Source organism: Paenibacillus sp. FSL E2-0151, from assembly GCF_037993015.1.
In the GTDB taxonomy this organism is placed as follows: Bacteria; Bacillota; Bacilli; order Paenibacillales; family Paenibacillaceae; genus Paenibacillus; species Paenibacillus amylolyticus.
In genome coordinates this window covers 2,583,242-2,603,866 of sequence record NZ_CP150308.1, presented here as the reverse complement: position 1 = coordinate 2,603,866, position 20,625 = coordinate 2,583,242, and the positions used below count along the sequence as shown (strand labels likewise).

Sequence of the window (20,625 nt, the reverse complement as noted above, 5' to 3'; positions counted from 1 at the left end):
TTGATTCAAGTCCTCCCTAAATTGTGCTTATTGTAATTTCTGAATTCGGTCCCATTGGCTAACGATATCTATAACACGAACACCAAAGTTTTCGTCAATAACGACAACTTCTCCCTTGGCGATCAGTTTGTTATTCACCAAAATATCGACAGGTTCCCCGGCTAACTTATCCAGTTCGACAATCGAACCCTGTGACAGTTCCAAAATATCTTTAATTTGCTTCTGGGTCCTTCCTAATTCTACGGTGACCTTAAGGGGAATGTCCATCAATAAATTCAAATTGTTTTCGTCTACCTGACCATACGCCCCATTTTGCAAATTGGCGAATTGAACTGGTTGTACGTTAACATTCCTATTTGGCATTCCACCGTAATGTTGAGGTGCACCATAAGGTTGCTGCGGTGGCATGCCATACGGCTGCTGTGGCGGCATTCCTTGAGGCATACCCATCGGGGCCTGTCCATATCCGTTATAGTCCTGAGCAGGCTGTTGTGGAGCCTGTGGAGCCTGTTGGTGCTGAACGGGCGGCTGCTCCGCAACCGGTGGTGGCGTTGCTGGTACAGCTGATGGCGCAGGTTCAGGTGTTGATGCCACTGGTGCGCTGGCAGTTGACTCCTGAGCGCCTCCAATCAGCATATCTACCATGCTTTTGGCAAAATGTACTGGAAGCAACTGCATCAGATTGGAATCGATCAGATCCCCGATTAACAAACGAAATGAAACTTGGATAAGTGTCTCATCTGCTGGAAGATTACTTACACCCTCTCCACTCTCCAGATTGAGAATATCGATTCCCGGAGGGGAAATATTCACAAAACGATTAAAAATCGTGGACATTGAGGTTGCAGAGGAACCCATCATCTGGTTCATCGCTTCCTGTACTGCACTAATATGGATTTCATTCAGTTCTTCATCGACCGGATTTCCTTCTCCACCCAACATCAAATCAGCGATGACTTGGGCATCTCTCTTCTTGATAACAAGTGAGTTAATACCTTCGAATCCATCCACGTAATTCACATGAACGGCAACATGTGGCTTAGGAAAAGCTTCTTCAAACTGCGTTCGACTAATGATAGAAACTTTAGGTGTTGTAATATCTACTTTGAGGCCTAATAGCGTGGATAAGGCTGTTGCCGCGCTACCAAATGTAATGTTACCAATCTCCCCCAAGGCATCCTGCTCCAGCTCGGTCAAAAAATCATCAACCGTCTTTTCAGCGGGTTCCGAGCTGTTTATCGATTCCGATTGCCTGAGCAAAGCATCGATTTCTTCTTGGGATAAATAATCCTTACTCGTCAAATTCTTCAACTCCTTCGGTGACAATCTTGTCTATTTGCACAGCCACACGGTCTTTGATTGTCCCCGGACTGCCCATGTATTTCAGTTTGTCACCCACTTTAATGGAAAGTCCCTCATCAACTGGTTTGTTCAACGTAATGACATCGCCAACGGACAAACCCAGAAATTCTGCAATTGAAATTCTCGATTCTCCCAATTCCGCAACGATTGGTAACTTGGCTTTGTTTACACGCTCTTTTAGAGCATCATACTCCTCCGGAGCTCTCGTTTTCTTCTCCGAAACAAACCACTGATGAGTTGACAACCGTGACATAATAGGTTCAAGAACGACATGCGGTATACATAGATTGATCATGCCTGTCGTGTCACCAATTTTGGTACTGAGCGAGATCAGAGCAATGGTCTCATTGGGAGATACAATCTGCATAAATTGCGGATTGGTCTCGAGCGCTTCCATCCTTGGGGAAATATCCAACACAGTCTTCCATGCTTCCTGCAAACTTTCAAATGCTCGGCTGAATATCCGCTCCATGATGGTCGTCTCAATCTCCGTCATGGATGCGATCTTGGTTGGAGCAATTCCGGTTCCACCAAGCAGGCGATCCAACATCGCATATCCCACGTTTGGATGGACTTCCATCACCATTCGTCCCTGTAGTGGCTCCGCTTCAAAAATGTTCAATATCGTCATCTTAGGAATAGAACGGATAAACTCATCATAAGGCAACTGTTCGACCTGAACGACATTGATTTGAACGAACGTCCGCAGTTGGGCTGAAAAATAAGTGGTGAGAAAGCGTGCAAAGTTTTCGTGAATACGAGTCAAGCTTCTGATATGGTCTTTGGAAAAACGCACTGCCCGCTTAAAATCGTACGATCTGATTTTCTTCTGAGTTTCTTCCTTCTTCAATTCTTCTGCGTCCATTTCACCAGAAGAAAGGGCTGCTAATAGGGCGTCAATCTCATTTTGTGATAATACATCCACCATGTTCTCACCCCCTTACAGGTCTACAGCGTGTTCTGTTCATTTACATTGGCGCCATTACAAAAGCTGAAAAACTGGTGCTGCTCAACTTACCTTCAGGTAAAGCTTCATTAATTAGTCCCGTCAATCTCTCATTAAATTGTACGCGGCCCTTCGCTGTAGCCAGCTCCTCAGACTTTGTATCCGCAAACGTCTGAATGATAATAGGCTTCACTGTAATTTCTTTGATTTTCTCGAAATCTTCTTTGGCTGTTTTGTCTGACAACTTGAATGAGAAGCTGACAACTACAACATGATCCGTATCAGCCAAATTGGTTTTAATTTCTCCAAGCTCAGAGGAAACCTCTACAATCTCATCCGCAGTCATCTTCTTAGCTTCTGAGGCTGCCGCCGTATGTGTGTCGTCCTTATTCCCGTTCTGTCCTTGCATAAATACAAACACAACCACCACAATGAGTGTTATCGCCAGCAACATTGTTGCAAGCCAGGGCATCATTTTTTTCATCAGGATTCCTCCGTTTGCTGCACTTTAATAGTGGCTGCCTGAACCCCGATTTCACGGTTGTAATCTTTAATCTTGGAAATAACGTCAGCGGCTTTTTCAAGCACAATCAGTCTCTTTCCAGTTACCAGAGTAATATACGTATCCGGCGTCTCTTCCACAATTTCAACCATCAGCGCATTTAACCACATGGGAGAACCATTTAACCGCGTAACCGAAATCATGCTAAGCCCCCTTAATCAGAGTGGGAGGAGCAAGCTCCCCCACGTTTTAAAAATTCATTAATCAGTTATTAACGTTTCAGGTTAACAACTTCCTGAAGTATTTCATCCGACGTTGTAATGATTCGGGAGTTTGCCTGGAATCCACGTTGAGCTACGATCATCTCAGTAAACTCTCCTGTCAGATCCACGTTAGACATCTCGAGCTGTCCAGCAATGATTGCTCCTGTTCCGTCCTCAGCACTGTTCGCTGTTAATGGTTCCAGCGCCCCATCCGGATTCGCGTTTGCTGTCATACGGTACAAGTTGCCCCCAATTTTCTCAAGGCCTTCTGGATTGACAACTTTACCTATTCCAATCTGTGGACCCGCTTCGATGGTTCCGTCTGCCATGGTTTGGTTAATTGTTCCATCCTGACCTATCGTGAAGGAAACAACATCATCCGGTATCGTAATATTTCCACCACCGTTATCCAGAACAAACAATCCATCCGAAGTCAAAAGGTTACGTGCAGCATCCACATGGAAATCCCCTGCACGAGTCAGGTAAGGTACTTCCTGATCTTCACTCAAACGTACCAAGAAGAATCCATCTCCATTAATCCGAAGATCTGTTGGATTATTCGTTGTCATTGGGCTACCTGCCAGATGCAGCGTATCAATTGAACCTACCGTTACACCAAGACCGATTTGTTTCGCATTGACACCACCACTTGCATCGCCAGGAGCAGTTACCCCTGCCGTTGTTTGGCTCATAATATCTTTGAACATAACCCGACTGCCTTTGAAGCCAACCGTGTTTACGTTCGCAATATTGTTACCAATTACGTCGAGTTTTGTTTGGAAACCCCGCATCCCGGAAACGCCTGAGTACATTGATTTTATCATTTTTAAAAATCCTCCCAGTCTTCATTTGGTTACCGCATCAGTCGGTCAGCGGCATTCCGGCTCCCGAGAAGGGCCAGCCGGTTAAGAAATGATTACGGCACTATCAATCTGAGTGAACACATTATCCTTCATGCTCTCACTATCCATAGCTGTAACCACAGTACGATTTTTGACATTGACGATAAAAGCCATATCCTGCATTAAAATCAATGACTCTTTGGCTCCTTTGGCAGCAGCTTTGTCCAAAGCAGAACCAATCTGTTCCATTTGCTCAGTCTTGAGTTCAATACCACGCTGTTCCAATCGTTTGGCAGCATGATTGCTCAATTTCAGAAGGTTATCTTCCAGCACTTTTGCAAAAGGTTTTTCGGGTATAGCCAAAGCTTCTCCCGTTTTGGGTCTTTGAAGCATATTCGGTGTAATCGGGCCTGCGTATAATTGTCCAACCGTTATGCGATCACTCATATCGTTTTCCCGCTATCTTCCGTATCACCCGTTTCAGCGGATGATTCAACTTCCTGGCTCTCGTTCGTTTCAGGAGTTACATCCTGAACGTTCTGTACCGGAGTTTGACTCTCTTCTGCCTGTTTTGGATAATTCACCTGAATGATCTCATCCAGCTTAATCTCGTCGTTGCCCACTTTTGCGTATTGAACGCTATCTCTTACAATGATGGAATCTACAATACCCTGACGAAGAGTTCCGTTATCATCTTTATTAGAAGAAAGCCAACTTACCTCCATGCCAATCATACCGGATACAGCACCAAGGGACTGGTTCAATGTTTTAAGCTGCGTAGAAATATTGACCAGTTGTTCCACTGAGCTGAACTGTGCCATTTGAGCGATAAATTCCTTATCCTCCATCGGCTGCATCGGGTCTTGATTTTGCAGCTGGGTAATCAGGATTTTTAGAAACTGATCTTTACCCAATTCCTTTGTTGCGGCACTTGTGGTTGCTTTATTGGCTGCCGAATAGTTCGGCCAGGTATTATTCGTTGAAACAATTTCATTAGCCATATGCTCACCTCATTTCTGTTTAAGCCTCAGCACTAAACGTATCTCTCTGTAATTCATTTCCTTCGACTTGCTCGCTACGCCAGTTACGCAATTCTTCTTGAATCCCTGCTGTAGCTATAGCATCATCCGATTGTTCCTCACGCTCACGCGAACGGCGTTGTTGTTGAGAGTTACTTCCCGGCTGACGGCCTCCGTCCTGATACATCTGTGATCCGATTGAACTGTTCTGGGTAACCTCAAGTCGTTCCACTTGAATTCCCTGGGCTTGAAGTGATGAACGCAGCTGCGTCATTTGTTGTTCAAGCATGTCTTTAGCCATCGTATGCTCAGTCATAAACCGTGCAACCAACTGCCCGTTCTGTAAGGTAATTTGAACATCCAACTTACCTAGATGCTCAGGCCGAAGTGAGATGGTCGCCTCGGAAAATCCTTTTTGCTGGACAATATCCAGCTTGTTAACAACAAACTGTGTCATTTCCTTGGCAAACTGTGATGTTTGCATTACAGGTTCAGCCGGTTTTCCTGCTGTTGTACCTGATGAGCGCAAGGACAGCTCTCCTGCAGTAATGATGGTTGAGTGTTCCACTTCTCCACCTGCATTTGAAGCAGATGTTGTCTCAGCTTCAGCTTTCACCTGGGATCCAGAATTCGCCACTGCCGCAACAAGAACTTGTGGTACGACCGAATCCTGTTTGGATGTTTGAAGCGAAGTACTTGGAGCAACTTGTGCAGTCTGATCCTTAACTGCAGTCAATGTATCCAGTATGGATTTCAGTTCAGTCCATCCTTTGTTACTAGTGGTATCCACTCCAGCCTCTTGAAGCTGACTCTGCAGAGATTGTAACAAATGTTTGAATTCAGGAGCGTTCTTCGCAACGTTACTCTCAGGATCATTCATTCCAGCTACTAATTGTGTAAGCATATCTTGCAGAACAAAACGTACTGCTGCAGGATGCTGCGACAGTTCAATTGCGGGTACTGTTTTTACACTTTCGGCTCCGTTCGAAGACTCGTCGGAACCTTCTGCATTAGTACCTGAAGGATCACTTAATTGTGTATACATCTGTTGAATCAGAGTTTGCAAACCTGCAAGTAGAGCTGGGTCATTTTCCAAAGCTTCGTCAAGTGAATCCAAGTCCGTGAACAACGAATTCAGTATATCTGTGATTGATGCCGCTTCTCCTTCTTCACTTGTAGCAAAGGAAAACAACAACGGATTGGCAGTTAAACTTCCAGTAGCGCTTGAACTATCACCTTCTGTGTTTCCTCCAGATAGCGATTGTGCAAGAGTTTGGAGAAATTCACCGCTAGCACCTGCAGCTGAACCTTTCGATTGTGCTCCGGTTGTCTGACCTGTCCCCGTTGCTTTTGCAGATGCTGTGGATGCCATTTGATATACAATCGACATTTATTTTCACCTCCTCTCGGTTATACAGAGTAATCAGTTCTACTTGTTACCCATTAATCTGTTCAAAATTTTTGCAGTTTCAACCGAGTCCTCTGAAGACATGTTCTCAAGCAATTGAGAGCGTGTTGCATCATCTACTGAATTCAGGATGGTCAATGTTTTGTCAGGACTTAACTTGTATGTTTCCAATAATAGCTTGGCACCACTTGAAGCAGACATCGAAGCAAATGTTTGACTAAGCTGGTTTTTATCCAGGTTTTTGCTTGTGGTTGTGGATGCAGTTGAAGTTGCTGCGGTTTCTTTCTTCAATCTGGATTGCAGCGCATCCAGTGCCAGATCTCCGGACGGTTTAGCATCCTTCATCATCATGGTGACATCGGCTGCTGTTTTCGGGTCCATCTTTTCAAGCACCTTGGTCCGAGCAGATGACTGCATGGCATTCAACAACAATACCATTTCCTCATTCGTCATATTTTGCAAAATCGGTGCAGCTTTGCTTGGGCTCATGTCAGCATACATTTTAGCCAAATCTTTGATTTGTTTCTGATAATCAGATTCCGTTTCCGGCGTTGCTGCTGTAGCCGTTTCAGCCGCTTTTTCCGCATCATCCAACTTCTTCTGAAGGTCCGTGGCCTTCTTTGCTTCAGTTGTTGTTGCTTCCTGTGCTGCCTTGAGTTCTGTTTCTTTGGCAGTTACTTGGGATTTCAGCTTTTCGATTGTGGCTTCAGCACTTTCAACCTGCTGCTCACTCTTCTCCAGCTTCTCCTTCTCCGGATCCAGTACAGGATCAGGTACCCATTCCTTAACTACCGGTATCTTGTTGGCGAATTCAAACAAATTATTACGAATATCTACATTAAATAGCGTAAGTAGTACACCTAGTAATACCACGGTGAATACAATCGGGATAGAAATCATGAGAAACTTTTCCCAACCGCCTCCCGACTCTTTTTCCATGTCGCTATCATCTTTAACAGCCATCGTTCATTCCTCCTTCACGAGACAACTTCGCGTCCGGCTCACATCAATTCGCGCGTCCGGCTTTGGCAGCGAAGCGTACAGTAGCCATCTCGTCCAGATCGTTCTGTTCCCGGAGGAGCATCTCCTGCTGAAATTTGATCTTGGCCTTGTCTCTCGCTCCAAGCCATACTTTTTCATCAACCATCTTACCGTTCAGAAACGTCTGATTCCGTTGCACATTGACCTGAGCATGTTTAACATCACTGTTTTTGCGTGAAATGCACTCGTCAAGGTGATGTACATAACGCTGCATCTCCTGCAGACTGTTTACAGACGCTGTATTTTCCGTAGCAGATTGGATAATGCCGATCAGATTACTTCTATCATTAAGAAGTTGTATCAGATGTTCTTCCTCCGTCTGAAGTTTACCGATCGCTGTGGATAACATCCACTCTGCCTGTGTTTTTTCATTACTCTTCAGGTCAACAACTTTCTGGAAATGATATCGAAATTTCATCGTTTACCCATTCATCTCCTTGCAAATTCAAGAATCAAACGTTCCTGTACTTCACTTAAAGTGACTTTCTCGTCGACTTTCTGCTTGGTAAAGTTCCATATACTATCAATCTGGTCTATCGATTCATCTATGGCTGCATTTGATCCCCGCTGGTAAGCTCCAATATTGATCAAATCTTCCGATTCTTTGTACACAGCCATCAAACGTTTCATATTATTAACGGCTTCCAACTGCTCTTCTGGAGCAATATCCTTCATAACACGGCTTATGCTGGCTAACACATCAATCGCCGGAAAATGACCTTTATTTGCAATGGATCGATTTAATACAATGTGTCCATCCAGAATACCCCTTACCGCATCCGCGATCGGTTCATTCATGTCATCTCCATCAACCAGAACGGTGTAAAAGGCTGTAATCGAACCCGTAGGCCCTGTGCCTGCCCGTTCAAGCAGTTTGGGCAAACTTGCAAAAACCGATGGCGTATATCCTCTCATTGCCGGAGGTTCACCTACGGCCAGACCAACTTCCCTTTGTGCCATCGCATATCGAGTTACCGAATCCATCATGAGCATCACGTTCATTCCACGATCTCGGAAATACTCTGCAATAGTGGTCGCAATAACTGCTCCCTTAATCCGAATCAGGGCAGGCTGATCTGAAGTTGCAACAATGACTACGGAGCGTTCCAGTCCTTCCGGACCCAGATCCCGTTCAATAAAGTCGCGCACCTCACGTCCACGCTCACCCACAAGCGCGATGACATTGACATCTGCTGCTGTATTACGAGCAATCATGCCCATCAATGTACTCTTACCAACACCAGAACCGGCAAAAATACCTACACGCTGTCCCTTACCTACGGTCAACAATCCGTCGATAGCTCTTACACCAACACCCATCGTTTCAAGTACACGTGGACGATCCATTGGATTCACCGGGGTATTGGAGGTAGAGTACATCGGCATTCTGGATGGAAGGAGGGAACCGTCCAGCGGTTGTCCAAGTCCGTCCAATACTTTACCGAGCAATTCGGAGCCTACCTGAACGCCGAGTGGTTTACCCGTACCTACTACATCACAACCAGGACCGATGGATTGAAGTTCACCCAGTGGCATGAGCAGCACTTTGTTATCTCGAAACCCAACAACTTCGGCCTGAAGAGGCTTGGCCGATTTCCCAGGATAGATATAACATACGTCACCGATACTTGCATCTGGCCCTTCTGACTCCACCATAAGACCAATGACCTGAGTAACTTTGCCGTTAATACGAACAGGATCGAATTGGCGCAAATGTTCCATATATCGCTGTGAACTAAGAACCTTCATGTTGATTTTTTCGCTCCTCATCCTCAAGTGCTATGCGGACCAGTTCTTTTTTAATCTCAGCAAGCTGTGTATCAATTCTCGCATCTACACTTCCAAACGAAGAACGAATGACACATCCCTTATCTTTGACCGTTGAATCAGGCAAAATCTGCAATTCTGCCTGAGAGTCAATGGACAGAGACAATTCTTCACGAGCTGCCTGTACAAATGTAAACTGATCAGGTGCCACACAGAGTGTGATCAAACCCTGCTCCCGTTTACGTGACAAACTCTGACGAATCAGTTCCAATGTATGATCGGGTTCAATGGTAAGTTGCTTATCAATGACTTTCTCAGCGATCCCGCAAGCGAGCTCCACGAGGAACGGTTCGGCTTCCTGAATGATCTGATCTTTAGCTACATAAGCTTCCTTGAGCACTTCCTGGGCTTCATTCATCATCTTTTCGATCTGCACCTGGAGATCCAGTTCAGCTTGTACTTTGCCTTCTTCAAAACCCTGTTGGAAACCTTGTGAACGAAGTGCTTCGGTCAGATGTTCATCCTGTTGCCGTTGTTCCTGCCACCAGCTGTCGATCTGTTCACGGGCCTCTTGAAGCATGCGCTCTGCTTCTTCCGAAGCTTCACGTACTTGCTTTTCTGCAAACTCCTTGGCATCTTCCAGCATCTCTGCGGTGAGACGTTGTGTTTCTTCGTCCACGCGTGCTTGAAGTGTTTCAACTTCAGAACCTTCAGCACTCACACCACTTAATTCCGTTTCAGACTCCTCAGCACCACCATAATGATGATGATTTTCAAGTTTTTTACGGTCATCAACCGGTACATACTGGAAAGATTTAATCAAATTAGACAATGATATCATCTCCTCCACCACGTGCGATAATGATCTCACCGGCTTCTTCCAATCTGCGTATCGTTCCTACGATACGAGTCTGAGCTTCCTCAACATCACGCAATCGCACAGGTCCCATGAATTCCATCTCTTCTTTGAATGTTTCGGACATCCGTTTCGACATATTCCGGAACACGGCATCCCGAACTTCTTCGCTTGCCACTTTGAGCGCCAGCTGCAAATCTGCGTTGTCGATATCCCGAATAATACGCTGAATCGAACGATCATCCACATTGACGATATCTTCGAATACAAACATGCGTTTTTTGATTTCCTCTGCAAGCTCTGGATCCTGAATTTCAAGCGAGTCCAAAATGGTACGTTCTGTACCCCGATCGACTCCGTTCAGAATCTGAACGATCGATTCTATACCACCTGCATTGGTGTAATCCTGCGTTACGGTAGAGGATAACTTCTGTTCCAGAACCCGCTCCACTTGAGAGATAACTTCTGGCGAAGTACTATCCATAACAGCCACCCGGCGAGCGACATCTGCCTGTTTCTCTTGTGGCAAGGATGATAGAATCGCTGCTGCCTGTTCGAATTGCAGGTAAGACAGAACCAGGGCAATCGTTTGCGGGCTTTCATTCTGAATAAAGTTCAAAATTTGATTCGGATCTGCTTTGCGCGCAAAGTCAAATGGTCTGACTTGCAGCGTAGCTGTCAAACGATTAATGACTTCAAGTGCTTTTGATGAACCCAGAGCTTTTTCCAGGATTTCTCTGGCGTAATTGATACCGCCCTGAGAGATATATTCCTGCGCCAGACAGATCTGGTGAAACTCGGCCATGATCATATCCTTTTCGGAAGAATCAACCTTGCGAACGTTGGCAATCTCCAACGTAAGTTGCTCGATCTCTTCGTCACGCAGATGTTTGAAGATCTGAGCCGATACTTCCGGACCTAATGTAATCAACAATATTGCTGCTTTTTGTTTGCCAGTCAAACCTTGACTGCTTGCCTTTGCCAATGCGCTCACCTCTATTCGTCAGCCAGCCATGTACGCAGCAGATTGACGAATTCGTCTGGCTTTTTCTTGGCCAAACTCTCCAATTGTTTGCGCACCTGACTTTCGTTCGTTACACTGTCCAGCGTAATGGACGGGAACTCTGTTGCTATTGGAAGAGGAATCTCTTCTTCTTCGACTTCGTTTTGTTTGCGGCGACGGCGTACTAACAAAATAACTACCGCTGCGATCAATGCCGCTATGAGTGCGCCTCCACCCCACATCATCGTTGAGGAAAGCTGGAAACCTGTATTGTCTGCAGAGGCAGTCTGGAAGCCTTGTGACATAACTGAAACTTTCTTTGTCAGATCGGCGTCACTTATTATAGTGCCTGAGTCTGCCAGTGAAGCACGAACAATGTTAACCAAAATATTCTCAATTGCGTCCTGAACCGGTCCCTGTAATTCTGTTTCTCCATTCGGTGGTTCAACCGCAACGTTAATGGTTAAGTCTTTTACAGTATACGGACTGGAAATAATATCCTTGGCAATCCGATTAACATCGTAGTTTATAGTGCTTGATGATTCTTCGGAGGTAGAGTTACCGGTTGCATCAGATGATGGGTAACCCGGAACTTCCTCTTGTCCTGTGCCAGCAACACCACCTGTTGGATTGCTTGCGCCAGTGTAACTCTTTTGAATCTCCTGCACACTGATCTCGATGCCTTTCATATTATCTACATCAACAGGTGTGACCAGATTTTCCTTACGTGTTTCTTTGTCAAAATTAAGCTTGGAGGCTACCAATACATTAACTTTGTCTTCGCCTACAATCTGGGAAAGGAATTGTTTTACGTTATTACGGACATCGTTTTCAAACTTTTTCTGTAGTGCCATGTTCTCTTGAACTTCGGAAGACAACCCGCCACTGCCACCTCGGGCAGTTGGGATCAATTCTGCTTCATCTGTGTTTGTAATTGTGATGTTCTCAACAGGCAGATTAGGAATTGCAGTCTTAACCAAGTTAAAGTAGCCATCTACCGCTGCCTGATTTGGATGATAACCCGGTTTGAATTGGAGAGCTACCGATGCTGATGCTTTGTCTTGTTCTTCTAAACCAGCAAAGATGTTATCTTTCGGCATATTCACGAGTACTTTAGCATCCTGTATCCCTTGCATCCGCTGAAGTAACTGTTCAACTTCTCCGTTTATAGCATTGTTGTACTTTACATCAAACTCTTTATCCGTCATCCCGATGGGGGATGATGACTCCTCGAATGACTTATACCCTAATGAACCATTCTGAATAATCCCTTGAGATCCAACATTCACCTTTGCAATTGCAACACTTGTACTCGGTACGGATATGGTCTTGCCATCTGAACTTAATTTGTATGGAATGCTAGATGAATCGAGATAACTGATCACGCCCGCTGAATCACTTGCATTCAAATCTGTAAAAGCAACTTCATATTCCGTTTTGGACAATTGCATCGTGAGTACAACTGCAGCCAAAATCAGGAACAGGAAGGTGGATATAAATAATACTTTTTGCTTTTTGCTAAAACTATTCCAATACTGGGATGCCTTATCCCTGTACTGGGCGATTCTCTCATTCACTCTGTCACCCCATCCGAAACTTTGCTTAGTCTGTCCTTACTCAACCCTAGCCGTTTCATAGGTTGACGATCAGGAGCAGCATCGCAGCTGCTTTGTTGTAATGATCAGCGCTATTATCGAAGCGCAAGTAGGTTATTTTATAACTGCGTTCGCATAACTTCTTGGTATGCTTCGACCACTTTGTTTCGGACTTGAGTTGTGAGTTGTAGGCTTAACAAGGCCTGTTCTGAAGCAATCATCACTTGATCCACATTCGCTTTGCCGACCAAAAATTGATTCGACATTTCATGCGATTGAGCCTCCTGTGCTGCAACGGACCCTAATGCATTCTGTAAGTATGTACCGAAGCTCTGAATGGTTTCGGCTGGTGTAGAAGGCTTACTTTCGGTTGCACTCTTCATCTGTAGCGGTTGTATCCCCTGTGTGCTAAACATGTTGTTCTGAATCATTAATGTCCCTCCCCTTCATCCCTGGTTTGTATTTTTCTTATTTTCATTTTTAAGCAGATTATCTTCCAATCTCCAAAGCTTTGGAGATCATCGCTTTGGTTGAATTCAGTGCTGTTACGTTTGCTTCATATGAACGCGAAGCAGAGATCATGTCGACCATTTCTTTCGCAATATCCACATTAGGCATAAATACATATCCTTCTGCGTTTGCATCCGGATGAGAAGGGTCATACACAGGCTTCAGAGGTGACTGATCCTCGCGAATCTCCGTTACTCTTACGCCATCTCCTGAACCGCTACCTCTCATCTGATTTTGCAGCATCGTACCAAATGACGTTTTATTCGGCTCAAGCACAACCATTTTACGTTTGTAAGGGACCGCTTCACCATTGGATACGCTCGCGCGTGTAGTCTCTGCGTTGGCAATGTTGGAAGATATTACGTCCATCCGCAACCGTTGGGCTGTCAGAGCTGAGCTACTGATACTAAAACTATTACTAATGTTCAATTTAGGTTATCTCCCTTCCACGCCAACACGCATGATTTTAATTTGTTCGTTCACTTGCTGAATATAAGCGTTATAACGTAACTGATTCTCCGCCAGAAGACTCATTTCTCTGTCTATATCGACATTGTTTTCGTTGTTATTCATGGAGGTTGACTGGTCCATATTAACTACTGGCGTGGGTACGGAAGAGGAAGGACCTATGACAAAATGCCTTGCATCAGTTAATTTACCCTTAAGAACAGGCATATCTCCATTCATTTGCCCTTGCAACATTTCTTCAAAAGAAACGTCCGAGCGCTTGAAATACGGAGTATCGGCGTTCGCGATGTTGTCAGCAATTGTTCGTTGTCTGATATTGGACGCATCGAGTGCACCTTGCAATCTTTTAAAGCTGATATCGTTTAAAAGATTCACAATCTCCCTCCTCTCTTTAGAAGTTATGGAAAAAGATTGTATCTTTTCCCTTGAAAATTCTTATGTTTTTTTCGACAAAAATATTCGTCTTTACACGGTTTTCTAGGACTTAAGTAGAATTAACTCTGATGTTGTCGTATAACATAAGTTTCTTCGAGTTTGGGATTTATTACAATAAGAAAAAAGCCCTATCTTTTCTGAAAGACGGGGCTTTTTGTGTATTTTCTGCAAATTATGAATTTTTTCGTAAATGTTGGGGCCCAAAACAAAAGTATGTTAATACTCTCCCTTATTGTTCTTATACATTCTTAAAATAAAAAAAAAATTTCGAGTCTCAACATGAGCTTATAACGCCCGTAATTATGTATATTTCCGAATATTTCATAGTTGATAATGTTAGAATTTTTTGCCGTCATACTAAGGGTTTAAGGACAATATGATAGGTATACATACAAAGCTGTATATTAATCAATTGACAAATTATCTTTCAAGAATAAAGAAAACTCGTCTTGCCCACACAACACTTTCTTAACAATTCAGTGGGGTCTATATATTTTAATTTTAAGAAAACAATTAGTGGCTTCAAACTTTTCAACAATTCATCATTTTGCGCATTTACGCAACATTTACCAATCTGTCGACTAAACCGATGACCAGACTTGGAATAAGGAAAATTCTTTTAATGGGAATCATTGGGTATGGAATGGAAGAATAACTACCACTCCGATAGGTTTTAACTCCGGATACATGCGGCACAAGTCCTAGGTTTTGTCGATCCGTATAACAACCACACATCTTTTATCGGTTGTAACATCAAAATCCTTTAGATAGAAACAAAAATAAACGATATGCGTTAAGTAAGAGGGCCTTTGTGATTCGTTAAAGGATCGCTTCCCTTTGTCGATCACACAAATGTTCTCTACTCTCTTGCATACCGTTCATTTATAACATCATTTTAACAACTACATTACTAGCCGCAGCCGCATGTTACAGGATATACTGACTCAAATCACGATCAAGCGCAATATCATTTAATTTCTCCCGGACATACTCCGGAGTAATCACCATACGTTCCAGTGTAAGCTCAGGTGCCTCAAAGGATAAATCCTCCAAAAGCTTCTCAAGAATCGTATGCAATCGACGTGCACCTATATTTTCTGTATTTTGATTGACGGATTCAGCCAATTTGGCAATCTCGCGAATAGCCTCATCCGAGAACTCAATCTCAATATTCTCTGTGCGCAACAGATCAACATACTGCTTGGTCAGTGCATTTTGGGGTTCAGTCAGAATGGATACAAACTCCTCCAGTGTTAGACTGCTTAGTTCCACACGAATTGGGAAGCGTCCCTGAAGCTCAGGAATCAAATCAGAGGGTTTGGCGACATGGAATGCGCCAGCTGCCATAAACAGAATATAATCCGTTTTGACAGGGCCATATTTCGTCATCACTGTAGAGCCCTCTACGATAGGCAGAATGTCACGTTGCACACCCTCACGGGATACATCGGGTCCACTACCGCGTCCTTGACTGGCAACCTTGTCGATTTCATCTATGAAAATGATACCTGTCTGCTCCGCCCGGCGAATGGACTCTTGTGTAACATCATCCATATCGATCAATTTGCCTGCTTCTTCCTGGATCAACACTTTGCGAGCTTCTTTGATAGCGAGCTTGCGCTTTTTCGTACGACGAGGCAACAAGCTACCAAACATCTCCTGCATGTTCATGCCCATCTGATCATTACCTTGACCAGCAAACATGTCCATCATGTTAGGCGCAGTGTCTTCGACATCAATCTCAATGATGTCATCCTCCAACTTGCCGGACAACAGATCAAACTTGATCTTACGGCGGCGTTCGGCAACCCCGGTATCTGGTTCTGGCTCATCCTGTTCCTGAACGTTGTTGCCATTATTACCAAAGATCATCTCAAAGGGATTACGCTGACTCTTGGACTTAGACTGTGAAGGAGCCAAAATATGTACAATTCGCTCATTGGCAGCTTCTTCAGCTTTGTCCTTCACTTTTTCAGTCCGCTCCAGCTTCACCATCCGCAGTGATGTCTCAATCAGATCACGCACCATCGATTCAACGTCACGGCCAACGTAACCTACTTCAGTGAACTTGGTAGCTTCCACTTTCACAAATGGCGCACCTACCAGTTTAGCAAGGCGACGGGCGATTTCCGTTTTACCCACACCGGTAGGTCCAATCATCAAGATATTTTTAGGCACAATGTCGTCCTGAGTGTGCTCAGGCAAAAGGCTACGCCGATATCGATTACGAAGGGCTACAGCTACCGATTTTTTAGCTTTCTTTTGACCTACAATATACTTGTCAAGCTCTGCAACAATCTGTCTCGGTGTTAACGCTTGAGTATTCATATTGCTTCCCTCCTACCAGTATGTTGAATTTATTTTTCCTAACAAGGACAAAGAATCCCCTAGACGTCCTGGAGCAGATTACAGAATCATGCTCCACTACGGGAGATTTCTTTGGCTTATAACTCTTCTACAATAATATTATTATTGGTATATACACATAGCTCCGAGGCAATCTGAAGTGATTCACGCGCAATATCTTTCGCTTCCAGGTTTACTGCATGACGTTTCAACGCACGCGCAGCAGATAAGGCAAAGTTTCCACCTGATCCGATAGCAATAACGTCATCATCCGGTTCAATTATCTCCCCGCCGCCTGAAATGAGCAGCATACCTGATTTGTCCATCACAATCAACAGTGCCTCAAGCTTACGCAAGATCCGATCCTGACGCCAATCCTTGGCAAGCTCTACAGCAGCACGTTGCAAGTTACCATGGTGCTCCTCGAGCTTACCTTCGAATTTCTCAAACAGGGTGATCGCATCCGCCACAGAACCAGCAAAGCCAGCAACAACCTGTCCGCGGTACAAACGTCTTACCTTCTTGGCTGTATTCTTCATCACAACACTTTGGCCCATGGTCACCTGACCATCTCCTGCGATTGCAGCCTTACCATTATGACGAACAGCACAGATCGTTGTAGCATGAAATGACATATCCATGATATCAGCATCCTCCCACGAATAATTTATACGCGTTCCGGAACAGTTAGACCTTCTGCCGCAGCAAAACTAGTAATGCCATCCAGTGCACGCTGTGCAAGAGCTTCATTTTTTTCCTTTTTGTTACGAATCTTTGTTTCAAGCTTCGGCAACAAACCAAAGTTTGCGTTCATTGGTTGGAAGTGCTTGAAGTCAGCAGTTGTAATATACTGAGCCATACTGCCAAGTGTTGTTTCTACTGGCAATACCACCAGTTCCTGCCCAAGTGCTGCTTTGGCTGCGTTCATGCCGGCAATAAGCCCTGATGCAGCAGATTCCACATATCCTTCTACACCCGTCATCTGACCTGCAAAGAACAGGTTTGGACGCTCTTTAAACTGATACGTCGGAAGAAGCAGTTTAGGAGAGTTAATAAATGTATTACGGTGCATTACGCCATAACGAACGAACTCTGCATTTTCAAGTCCAGGAATAAGGGAAAAGACACGTTTCTGTTCTCCCCATTTCAGATGCGTCTGGAAGCCCACCAAGTTATACAGGGTTCCAGCTGCATTGTCCTGTCTAAGCTGAACAACCGCATGTGGCAACTCTCCTGTATGAGGGTTAACCAGACCTACCGGTTTCATTGGACCAAACAGAGCCGTCTGTTTCCCGCGTTTCATCATCACTTCGATTGGCATACAGCCTTCAAAGTAGATTTCTTTCTCAAACTCTTTTAATTGAGCAACCTCAGCAGTAATGAGAGCTTCATAGAAGACATCAAACTCTTCTTCTGTCATCGGACAGTTCAGATATGCCGCTTCACCCTTATCATAACGGGAAGCCAGATACACTTTATTCATATCAATTGAATCTTTTTCGATGATCGGTGCTGCTGCATCATAGAAGTAGAAATATTCTTCACCCATTAGTGCCTTGATTTGCTCAGACAATGCCGGTGAAGTCAACGGACCCGTTGCCACAACAACGATACCATCTTCCGGCAGAGAAGTTAATTCCTCATTCACCACTTCGATGAGCGGATGCTGGTGCAACGTGGATGTAATCTCACCTGAAAATCCATCCCGGTCCACAGCAAGCGCCCCACCTGCGGGAACTGCATGTTTGTCTGCTGCTGACAATACAAGAGAATTGAGCATTCTCATTTCTTCTTTTAACACACCTACTGCATTGGTCAATCCATTCGCACGCAGCGAGTTGCTACATACCAGTTCTGCAAATTTATCCGTATGATGGGCTGGCGTTTTCACAACAGGTCTCATCTCGTATAATTTTACGCGTACGCCGCGACTTGCAATCTGCCAGGCCGCTTCTGTTCCTGCCAGCCCGGCACCAATAACGGTTACTTGTTGTTCATTCGTCAAAATCATTTACCCCCATAAAGCAATTTCATATTTCACTATAATTGTATTGATTCACATATATACTAATCTGCTGATTCGTCATCCGGTTCATCCACCGGCTCCTGATGATCACATGAAGTACACTGCAATCGTGCTCCCTTTTTGTTCCGCTTTTCAATCATTAGCGATCCGCAACTTGGACATGGTTTGGCTGAAGGTCTGTCCCATGAGACAAAATCACATTCAGGATATTTGTCACAACCGTAGAAAATACGTCCTTTTTTGCTACGACGCTCAACAACATGACCTTCCTTACACTTCGGACAAGTCACGCCGATATCCTTGATAATCGGTTTGGTATTCCGGCAATCAGGGAAGCCCGAGCACGCAAGAAACTTGCCAAAACGTCCGAGTTTATAAACCAGCGGTTTGCCGCACTTCTCACAGATCTCATCGGATACTTCGTCTTCAATCTCGATTTCTTTCATTTCTTCTTCCGCAAACTCAAGGCGTTTCTCAAAAGATTCATAGAATTCTGCGAGTACTTTGACCCAATCCTCCGAACCTTCCTCCACATGGTCAAGATCACCTTCCATGTTCGCGGTAAACTCTACATTCAGGATTTCAGGGAAAAACTCTTCCATCTGTTCGATGACCAGTTCACCCAGCTCGGTCGGCATGAATTTCTTTTCCTCAATTGCAACATATCCGCGCTTCTGAATGGTCTCCAGTGTTGGCGCATATGTACTCGGACGCCCTATACCCAATTCCTCAAGCGTCTTAACCAACCTTGCCTCCGTATATCGTGGTGGCGGTTGTGTAAAATGCTGTTTTGGCTCAATCTCCTGCTTCTCAAGCACATCTCCACTTTTCAACGGGGGCAACAGACGATCTTCATCGGTTGTACCATCGTCGTTTCCTTCAACATATACCTTCATGAAACCTTGGAATCGTACCTTCGAACCTGCTGCACGGAAAATGGTGTCCCCCGCAGCAATATCTACAGAGAGTGTATCCAAGATAGCCGAAGACATTTGGCTCGCTACAAAACGTTCCCATACCAGTTTATACAACCGGAACTGATCGCGACTCATGAATGACTTGATTGAGTCAGGGTCACGCAAAATTGAAGTTGGACGAATCGCTTCATGCGCATCCTGAGCATTAGCTGCTTTTTTGGAATAGTTTCGTGGAGTCTCAGGTGCAAATGGCTCACCATACTTACCAACGATATATTCTTTGGCTTCTTCTTGTGCAGATGCCGCAATTCGTGTGGAGTCCGTACGCATATACGTGATGAGACCTACTGTGCCTTCTTTTCCAAGGTCTACACCTTCATATAGTTGTTGGGCGACCGACATCGTCTTGGAAGCTCTGAAATTCAATTTACGCGCCGCTTCCTGTTGCAGCGAACTTGTCGTAAACGGGGCGGAAGGGTTACGGCTCCGTTCTTTCTCTTTAACTTCCTTGATCGTAAAGTCTGCACCTTCGATCTGTTTCAGGATCGCTTGCACTTCCGCTTCACTGCCCAGCTCTGTTTTGGCCCCGTTCAGTTTATGAAACTTGGCTTCAAACGGATTGCCGTCTGCTGTCAGCTTGGCGGTAATGCTCCAGTATTCTTCCGGCTCAAAATCATCAATTTCATTTTCACGATCTAAAATGATTTTAACAGCCACGGACTGAACCCGGCCTGCAGACAAACCTTTTTTCACTTTCTTCCATAATAACGGACTAATTTTATATCCAACGAGCCGATCCAGAATACGTCTTGCCTGCTGCGCGTTAACCAAATCCATATTGATTTTCCGCGGCGTTTTGAACGCATCTTTGACCGCCTGTTTTGTAATTTCATTAAATACTACCCGGCAATCTGCCGTATCGTCCAGTTCAAGGGCATGGGCCAAATGCCATGCGATAGCCTCACCTTCGCGATCCGGGTCAGCTGCGAGATACACTTTTTTCACTTTCTTCCGTGCATCCTTCAGTTCTTTCAAAATTGAACCTTTGCCGCGGATCGTAATATATTTCGGATTAAAATCATTCTCTACCTCAACGCCAATCTGACTCTTTGGCAAATCGCGAATATGCCCCATCGAAGCTTTTACGATGAACTTGCTGCCTAAATATTTGCCTATCGTCTTCGCCTTTGAGGGCGACTCCACGATTACGAGTGCATCCGCCATAGGTTCATCCTCCTCTCAGTCATGAAACTGTCATGAAACTGTTTCTGTAAGCTTATGCATAGTTAATAACTTCTGCTAATTATATATTTCCACGC

Annotated in this window: 21 protein-coding genes; all 21 read right to left on the bottom strand. The window is 44.6% G+C overall.

Annotated elements, in window-relative coordinates; translation table 11 throughout:
• Positions 1–27 precede the first annotated feature (27 nt).
• Complete coding sequence (gene fliY / locus MHI55_RS12010; RefSeq protein ID WP_340390110.1) at positions 28–1,302, bottom strand: flagellar motor switch phosphatase FliY; 1,275 nt, start codon at positions 1,300–1,302, stop codon at positions 28–30.
• Positions 1,292–2,290, bottom strand: a complete 999-nt coding sequence (gene fliM, locus MHI55_RS12005; RefSeq protein ID WP_036609359.1) for a flagellar motor switch protein FliM — start codon at positions 2,288–2,290, stop codon at positions 1,292–1,294. Before fliM ends, fliY begins: the two co-directional genes overlap by 11 nt.
• Positions 2,291–2,330: 40 nt before the next feature.
• Positions 2,331–2,792: a flagellar basal body-associated FliL family protein gene (locus tag MHI55_RS12000; RefSeq protein ID WP_036609360.1), complete on the bottom strand. Its 462-nt coding sequence runs from the start codon at positions 2,790–2,792 to the stop codon at positions 2,331–2,333.
• Positions 2,792–3,013: a flagellar FlbD family protein gene (locus tag MHI55_RS11995; RefSeq protein ID WP_017689179.1), complete on the bottom strand. Its 222-nt coding sequence runs from the start codon at positions 3,011–3,013 to the stop codon at positions 2,792–2,794. The genes MHI55_RS12000 and MHI55_RS11995 overlap by 1 nt, the downstream gene beginning before the upstream one ends.
• A 68-nt stretch (positions 3,014–3,081) precedes the next feature.
• Complete coding sequence (flgG, locus tag MHI55_RS11990) at positions 3,082–3,897, bottom strand: flagellar basal body rod protein FlgG (RefSeq protein WP_237175959.1); 816 nt, start codon at positions 3,895–3,897, stop codon at positions 3,082–3,084.
• Positions 3,898–3,978: 81 nt separating this feature from the next.
• The gene (locus MHI55_RS11985; RefSeq protein ID WP_076249816.1) at positions 3,979–4,362 is read right to left on the bottom strand and encodes a TIGR02530 family flagellar biosynthesis protein; all 384 of its coding nucleotides are present in this window, start codon (positions 4,360–4,362) and stop codon (positions 3,979–3,981) included.
• A complete protein-coding gene (locus tag MHI55_RS11980) occupies positions 4,359–4,916 on the bottom strand; it encodes a flagellar hook capping FlgD N-terminal domain-containing protein (protein ID WP_047842480.1) in 558 nt (185 codons plus the stop codon). The genes MHI55_RS11985 and MHI55_RS11980 overlap by 4 nt, the downstream gene beginning before the upstream one ends.
• 19 nt (positions 4,917–4,935) lie before the next feature.
• On the bottom strand, positions 4,936–6,324 hold the full coding sequence (locus MHI55_RS11975) for a flagellar hook-length control protein FliK (protein ID WP_338708467.1): 1,389 nt from the start codon (positions 6,322–6,324) through the stop codon (positions 4,936–4,938).
• Positions 6,325–6,363: 39 nt separating this feature from the next.
• Positions 6,364–7,305 (bottom strand): DUF4088 family protein, encoded by a 942-nt coding sequence (locus MHI55_RS11970; protein WP_091017300.1) that lies wholly within the window; start codon positions 7,303–7,305, stop codon positions 6,364–6,366.
• A gap of 43 nt (positions 7,306–7,348) precedes the next feature.
• The gene (gene fliJ / locus MHI55_RS11965; RefSeq protein ID WP_036670362.1) at positions 7,349–7,801 is read right to left on the bottom strand and encodes a flagellar export protein FliJ; all 453 of its coding nucleotides are present in this window, start codon (positions 7,799–7,801) and stop codon (positions 7,349–7,351) included.
• A gap of 11 nt (positions 7,802–7,812) precedes the next feature.
• Positions 7,813–9,132 (bottom strand): flagellar protein export ATPase FliI, encoded by a 1,320-nt coding sequence (gene fliI / locus MHI55_RS11960; RefSeq protein ID WP_036609365.1) that lies wholly within the window; start codon positions 9,130–9,132, stop codon positions 7,813–7,815.
• The gene (locus MHI55_RS11955; protein ID WP_340390108.1) at positions 9,119–9,982 is read right to left on the bottom strand and encodes a FliH/SctL family protein; all 864 of its coding nucleotides are present in this window, start codon (positions 9,980–9,982) and stop codon (positions 9,119–9,121) included. The genes fliI and MHI55_RS11955 overlap by 14 nt, the downstream gene beginning before the upstream one ends.
• Positions 9,975–10,991: a flagellar motor switch protein FliG gene (gene fliG / locus MHI55_RS11950; RefSeq protein ID WP_036609368.1), complete on the bottom strand. Its 1,017-nt coding sequence runs from the start codon at positions 10,989–10,991 to the stop codon at positions 9,975–9,977. The genes MHI55_RS11955 and fliG overlap by 8 nt, the downstream gene beginning before the upstream one ends.
• An 11-nt stretch (positions 10,992–11,002) precedes the next feature.
• Positions 11,003–12,586 carry a flagellar basal-body MS-ring/collar protein FliF gene (gene fliF, locus MHI55_RS11945; protein ID WP_282321925.1) on the bottom strand — a complete coding sequence of 528 codons (1,584 nt, stop codon included), beginning with the start codon at positions 12,584–12,586 and terminating at the stop codon, positions 11,003–11,005.
• Positions 12,587–12,723: 137 nt separating this feature from the next.
• The gene (gene fliE, locus MHI55_RS11940; RefSeq protein WP_017689190.1) at positions 12,724–13,035 is read right to left on the bottom strand and encodes a flagellar hook-basal body complex protein FliE; all 312 of its coding nucleotides are present in this window, start codon (positions 13,033–13,035) and stop codon (positions 12,724–12,726) included.
• A gap of 58 nt (positions 13,036–13,093) precedes the next feature.
• Positions 13,094–13,543 (bottom strand): flagellar basal body rod protein FlgC, encoded by a 450-nt coding sequence (gene flgC, locus MHI55_RS11935; protein WP_017689191.1) that lies wholly within the window; start codon positions 13,541–13,543, stop codon positions 13,094–13,096.
• Between the two features lie 6 nt (positions 13,544–13,549).
• Positions 13,550–13,957 carry a flagellar basal body rod protein FlgB gene (gene flgB, locus MHI55_RS11930; RefSeq protein WP_036609373.1) on the bottom strand — a complete coding sequence of 136 codons (408 nt, stop codon included), beginning with the start codon at positions 13,955–13,957 and terminating at the stop codon, positions 13,550–13,552.
• A 987-nt stretch (positions 13,958–14,944) separates the two neighbouring features.
• A complete protein-coding gene (gene hslU / locus MHI55_RS11925) occupies positions 14,945–16,345 on the bottom strand; it encodes an ATP-dependent protease ATPase subunit HslU (protein ID WP_047842474.1) in 1,401 nt (466 codons plus the stop codon).
• Between the two features lie 116 nt (positions 16,346–16,461).
• Complete coding sequence (gene hslV, locus MHI55_RS11920) at positions 16,462–17,004, bottom strand: ATP-dependent protease subunit HslV (RefSeq protein ID WP_017689194.1); 543 nt, start codon at positions 17,002–17,004, stop codon at positions 16,462–16,464.
• A gap of 26 nt (positions 17,005–17,030) precedes the next feature.
• On the bottom strand, positions 17,031–18,368 hold the full coding sequence (trmFO, locus tag MHI55_RS11915) for an FADH(2)-oxidizing methylenetetrahydrofolate--tRNA-(uracil(54)-C(5))-methyltransferase TrmFO (protein WP_036609377.1): 1,338 nt from the start codon (positions 18,366–18,368) through the stop codon (positions 17,031–17,033).
• 62 nt (positions 18,369–18,430) lie between these two features.
• Complete coding sequence (gene topA / locus MHI55_RS11910) at positions 18,431–20,530, bottom strand: type I DNA topoisomerase (RefSeq protein WP_047842473.1); 2,100 nt, start codon at positions 20,528–20,530, stop codon at positions 18,431–18,433.
• Between the last annotated feature and the right edge of the window lie 95 nt (positions 20,531–20,625).

Excerpts from the sequence above, each read along its gene's own strand:
- fliM (WP_036609359.1), bottom strand. The coding sequence starts at position 2,290 with ATGGTGGATGTATTATCACAAAATGAGATTGACGCCCTATTAGCAGCC.
- MHI55_RS12000 (WP_036609360.1), bottom strand. The coding sequence starts at position 2,792 with ATGAAAAAAATGATGCCCTGGCTTGCAACAATGTTGCTGGCGATAACA.
- MHI55_RS11995 (WP_017689179.1), bottom strand. The coding sequence starts at position 3,013 with ATGATTTCGGTTACGCGGTTAAATGGTTCTCCCATGTGGTTAAATGCG.
- flgG (WP_237175959.1), bottom strand. The coding sequence starts at position 3,897 with ATGATAAAATCAATGTACTCAGGCGTTTCCGGGATGCGGGGTTTCCAA.
- MHI55_RS11985 (WP_076249816.1), bottom strand. The coding sequence starts at position 4,362 with ATGAGTGATCGCATAACGGTTGGACAATTATACGCAGGCCCGATTACA.
- MHI55_RS11980 (WP_047842480.1), bottom strand. The coding sequence starts at position 4,916 with ATGGCTAATGAAATTGTTTCAACGAATAATACCTGGCCGAACTATTCG.
- MHI55_RS11975 (WP_338708467.1), bottom strand. The coding sequence starts at position 6,324 with ATGTCGATTGTATATCAAATGGCATCCACAGCATCTGCAAAAGCAACG.
- MHI55_RS11970 (WP_091017300.1), bottom strand. The coding sequence starts at position 7,305 with ATGGCTGTTAAAGATGATAGCGACATGGAAAAAGAGTCGGGAGGCGGT.
- fliJ (WP_036670362.1), bottom strand. The coding sequence starts at position 7,801 with ATGAAATTTCGATATCATTTCCAGAAAGTTGTTGACCTGAAGAGTAAT.
- fliI (WP_036609365.1), bottom strand. The coding sequence starts at position 9,132 with ATGAAGGTTCTTAGTTCACAGCGATATATGGAACATTTGCGCCAATTC.
- fliE (WP_017689190.1), bottom strand. The coding sequence starts at position 13,035 with ATGATTCAGAACAACATGTTTAGCACACAGGGGATACAACCGCTACAG.
- hslU (WP_047842474.1), bottom strand. The coding sequence starts at position 16,345 with ATGAATACTCAAGCGTTAACACCGAGACAGATTGTTGCAGAGCTTGAC.
- hslV (WP_017689194.1), bottom strand. The coding sequence starts at position 17,004 with ATGGATATGTCATTTCATGCTACAACGATCTGTGCTGTTCGTCATAAT.
- topA (WP_047842473.1), bottom strand. The coding sequence starts at position 20,530 with ATGGCGGATGCACTCGTAATCGTGGAGTCGCCCTCAAAGGCGAAGACG.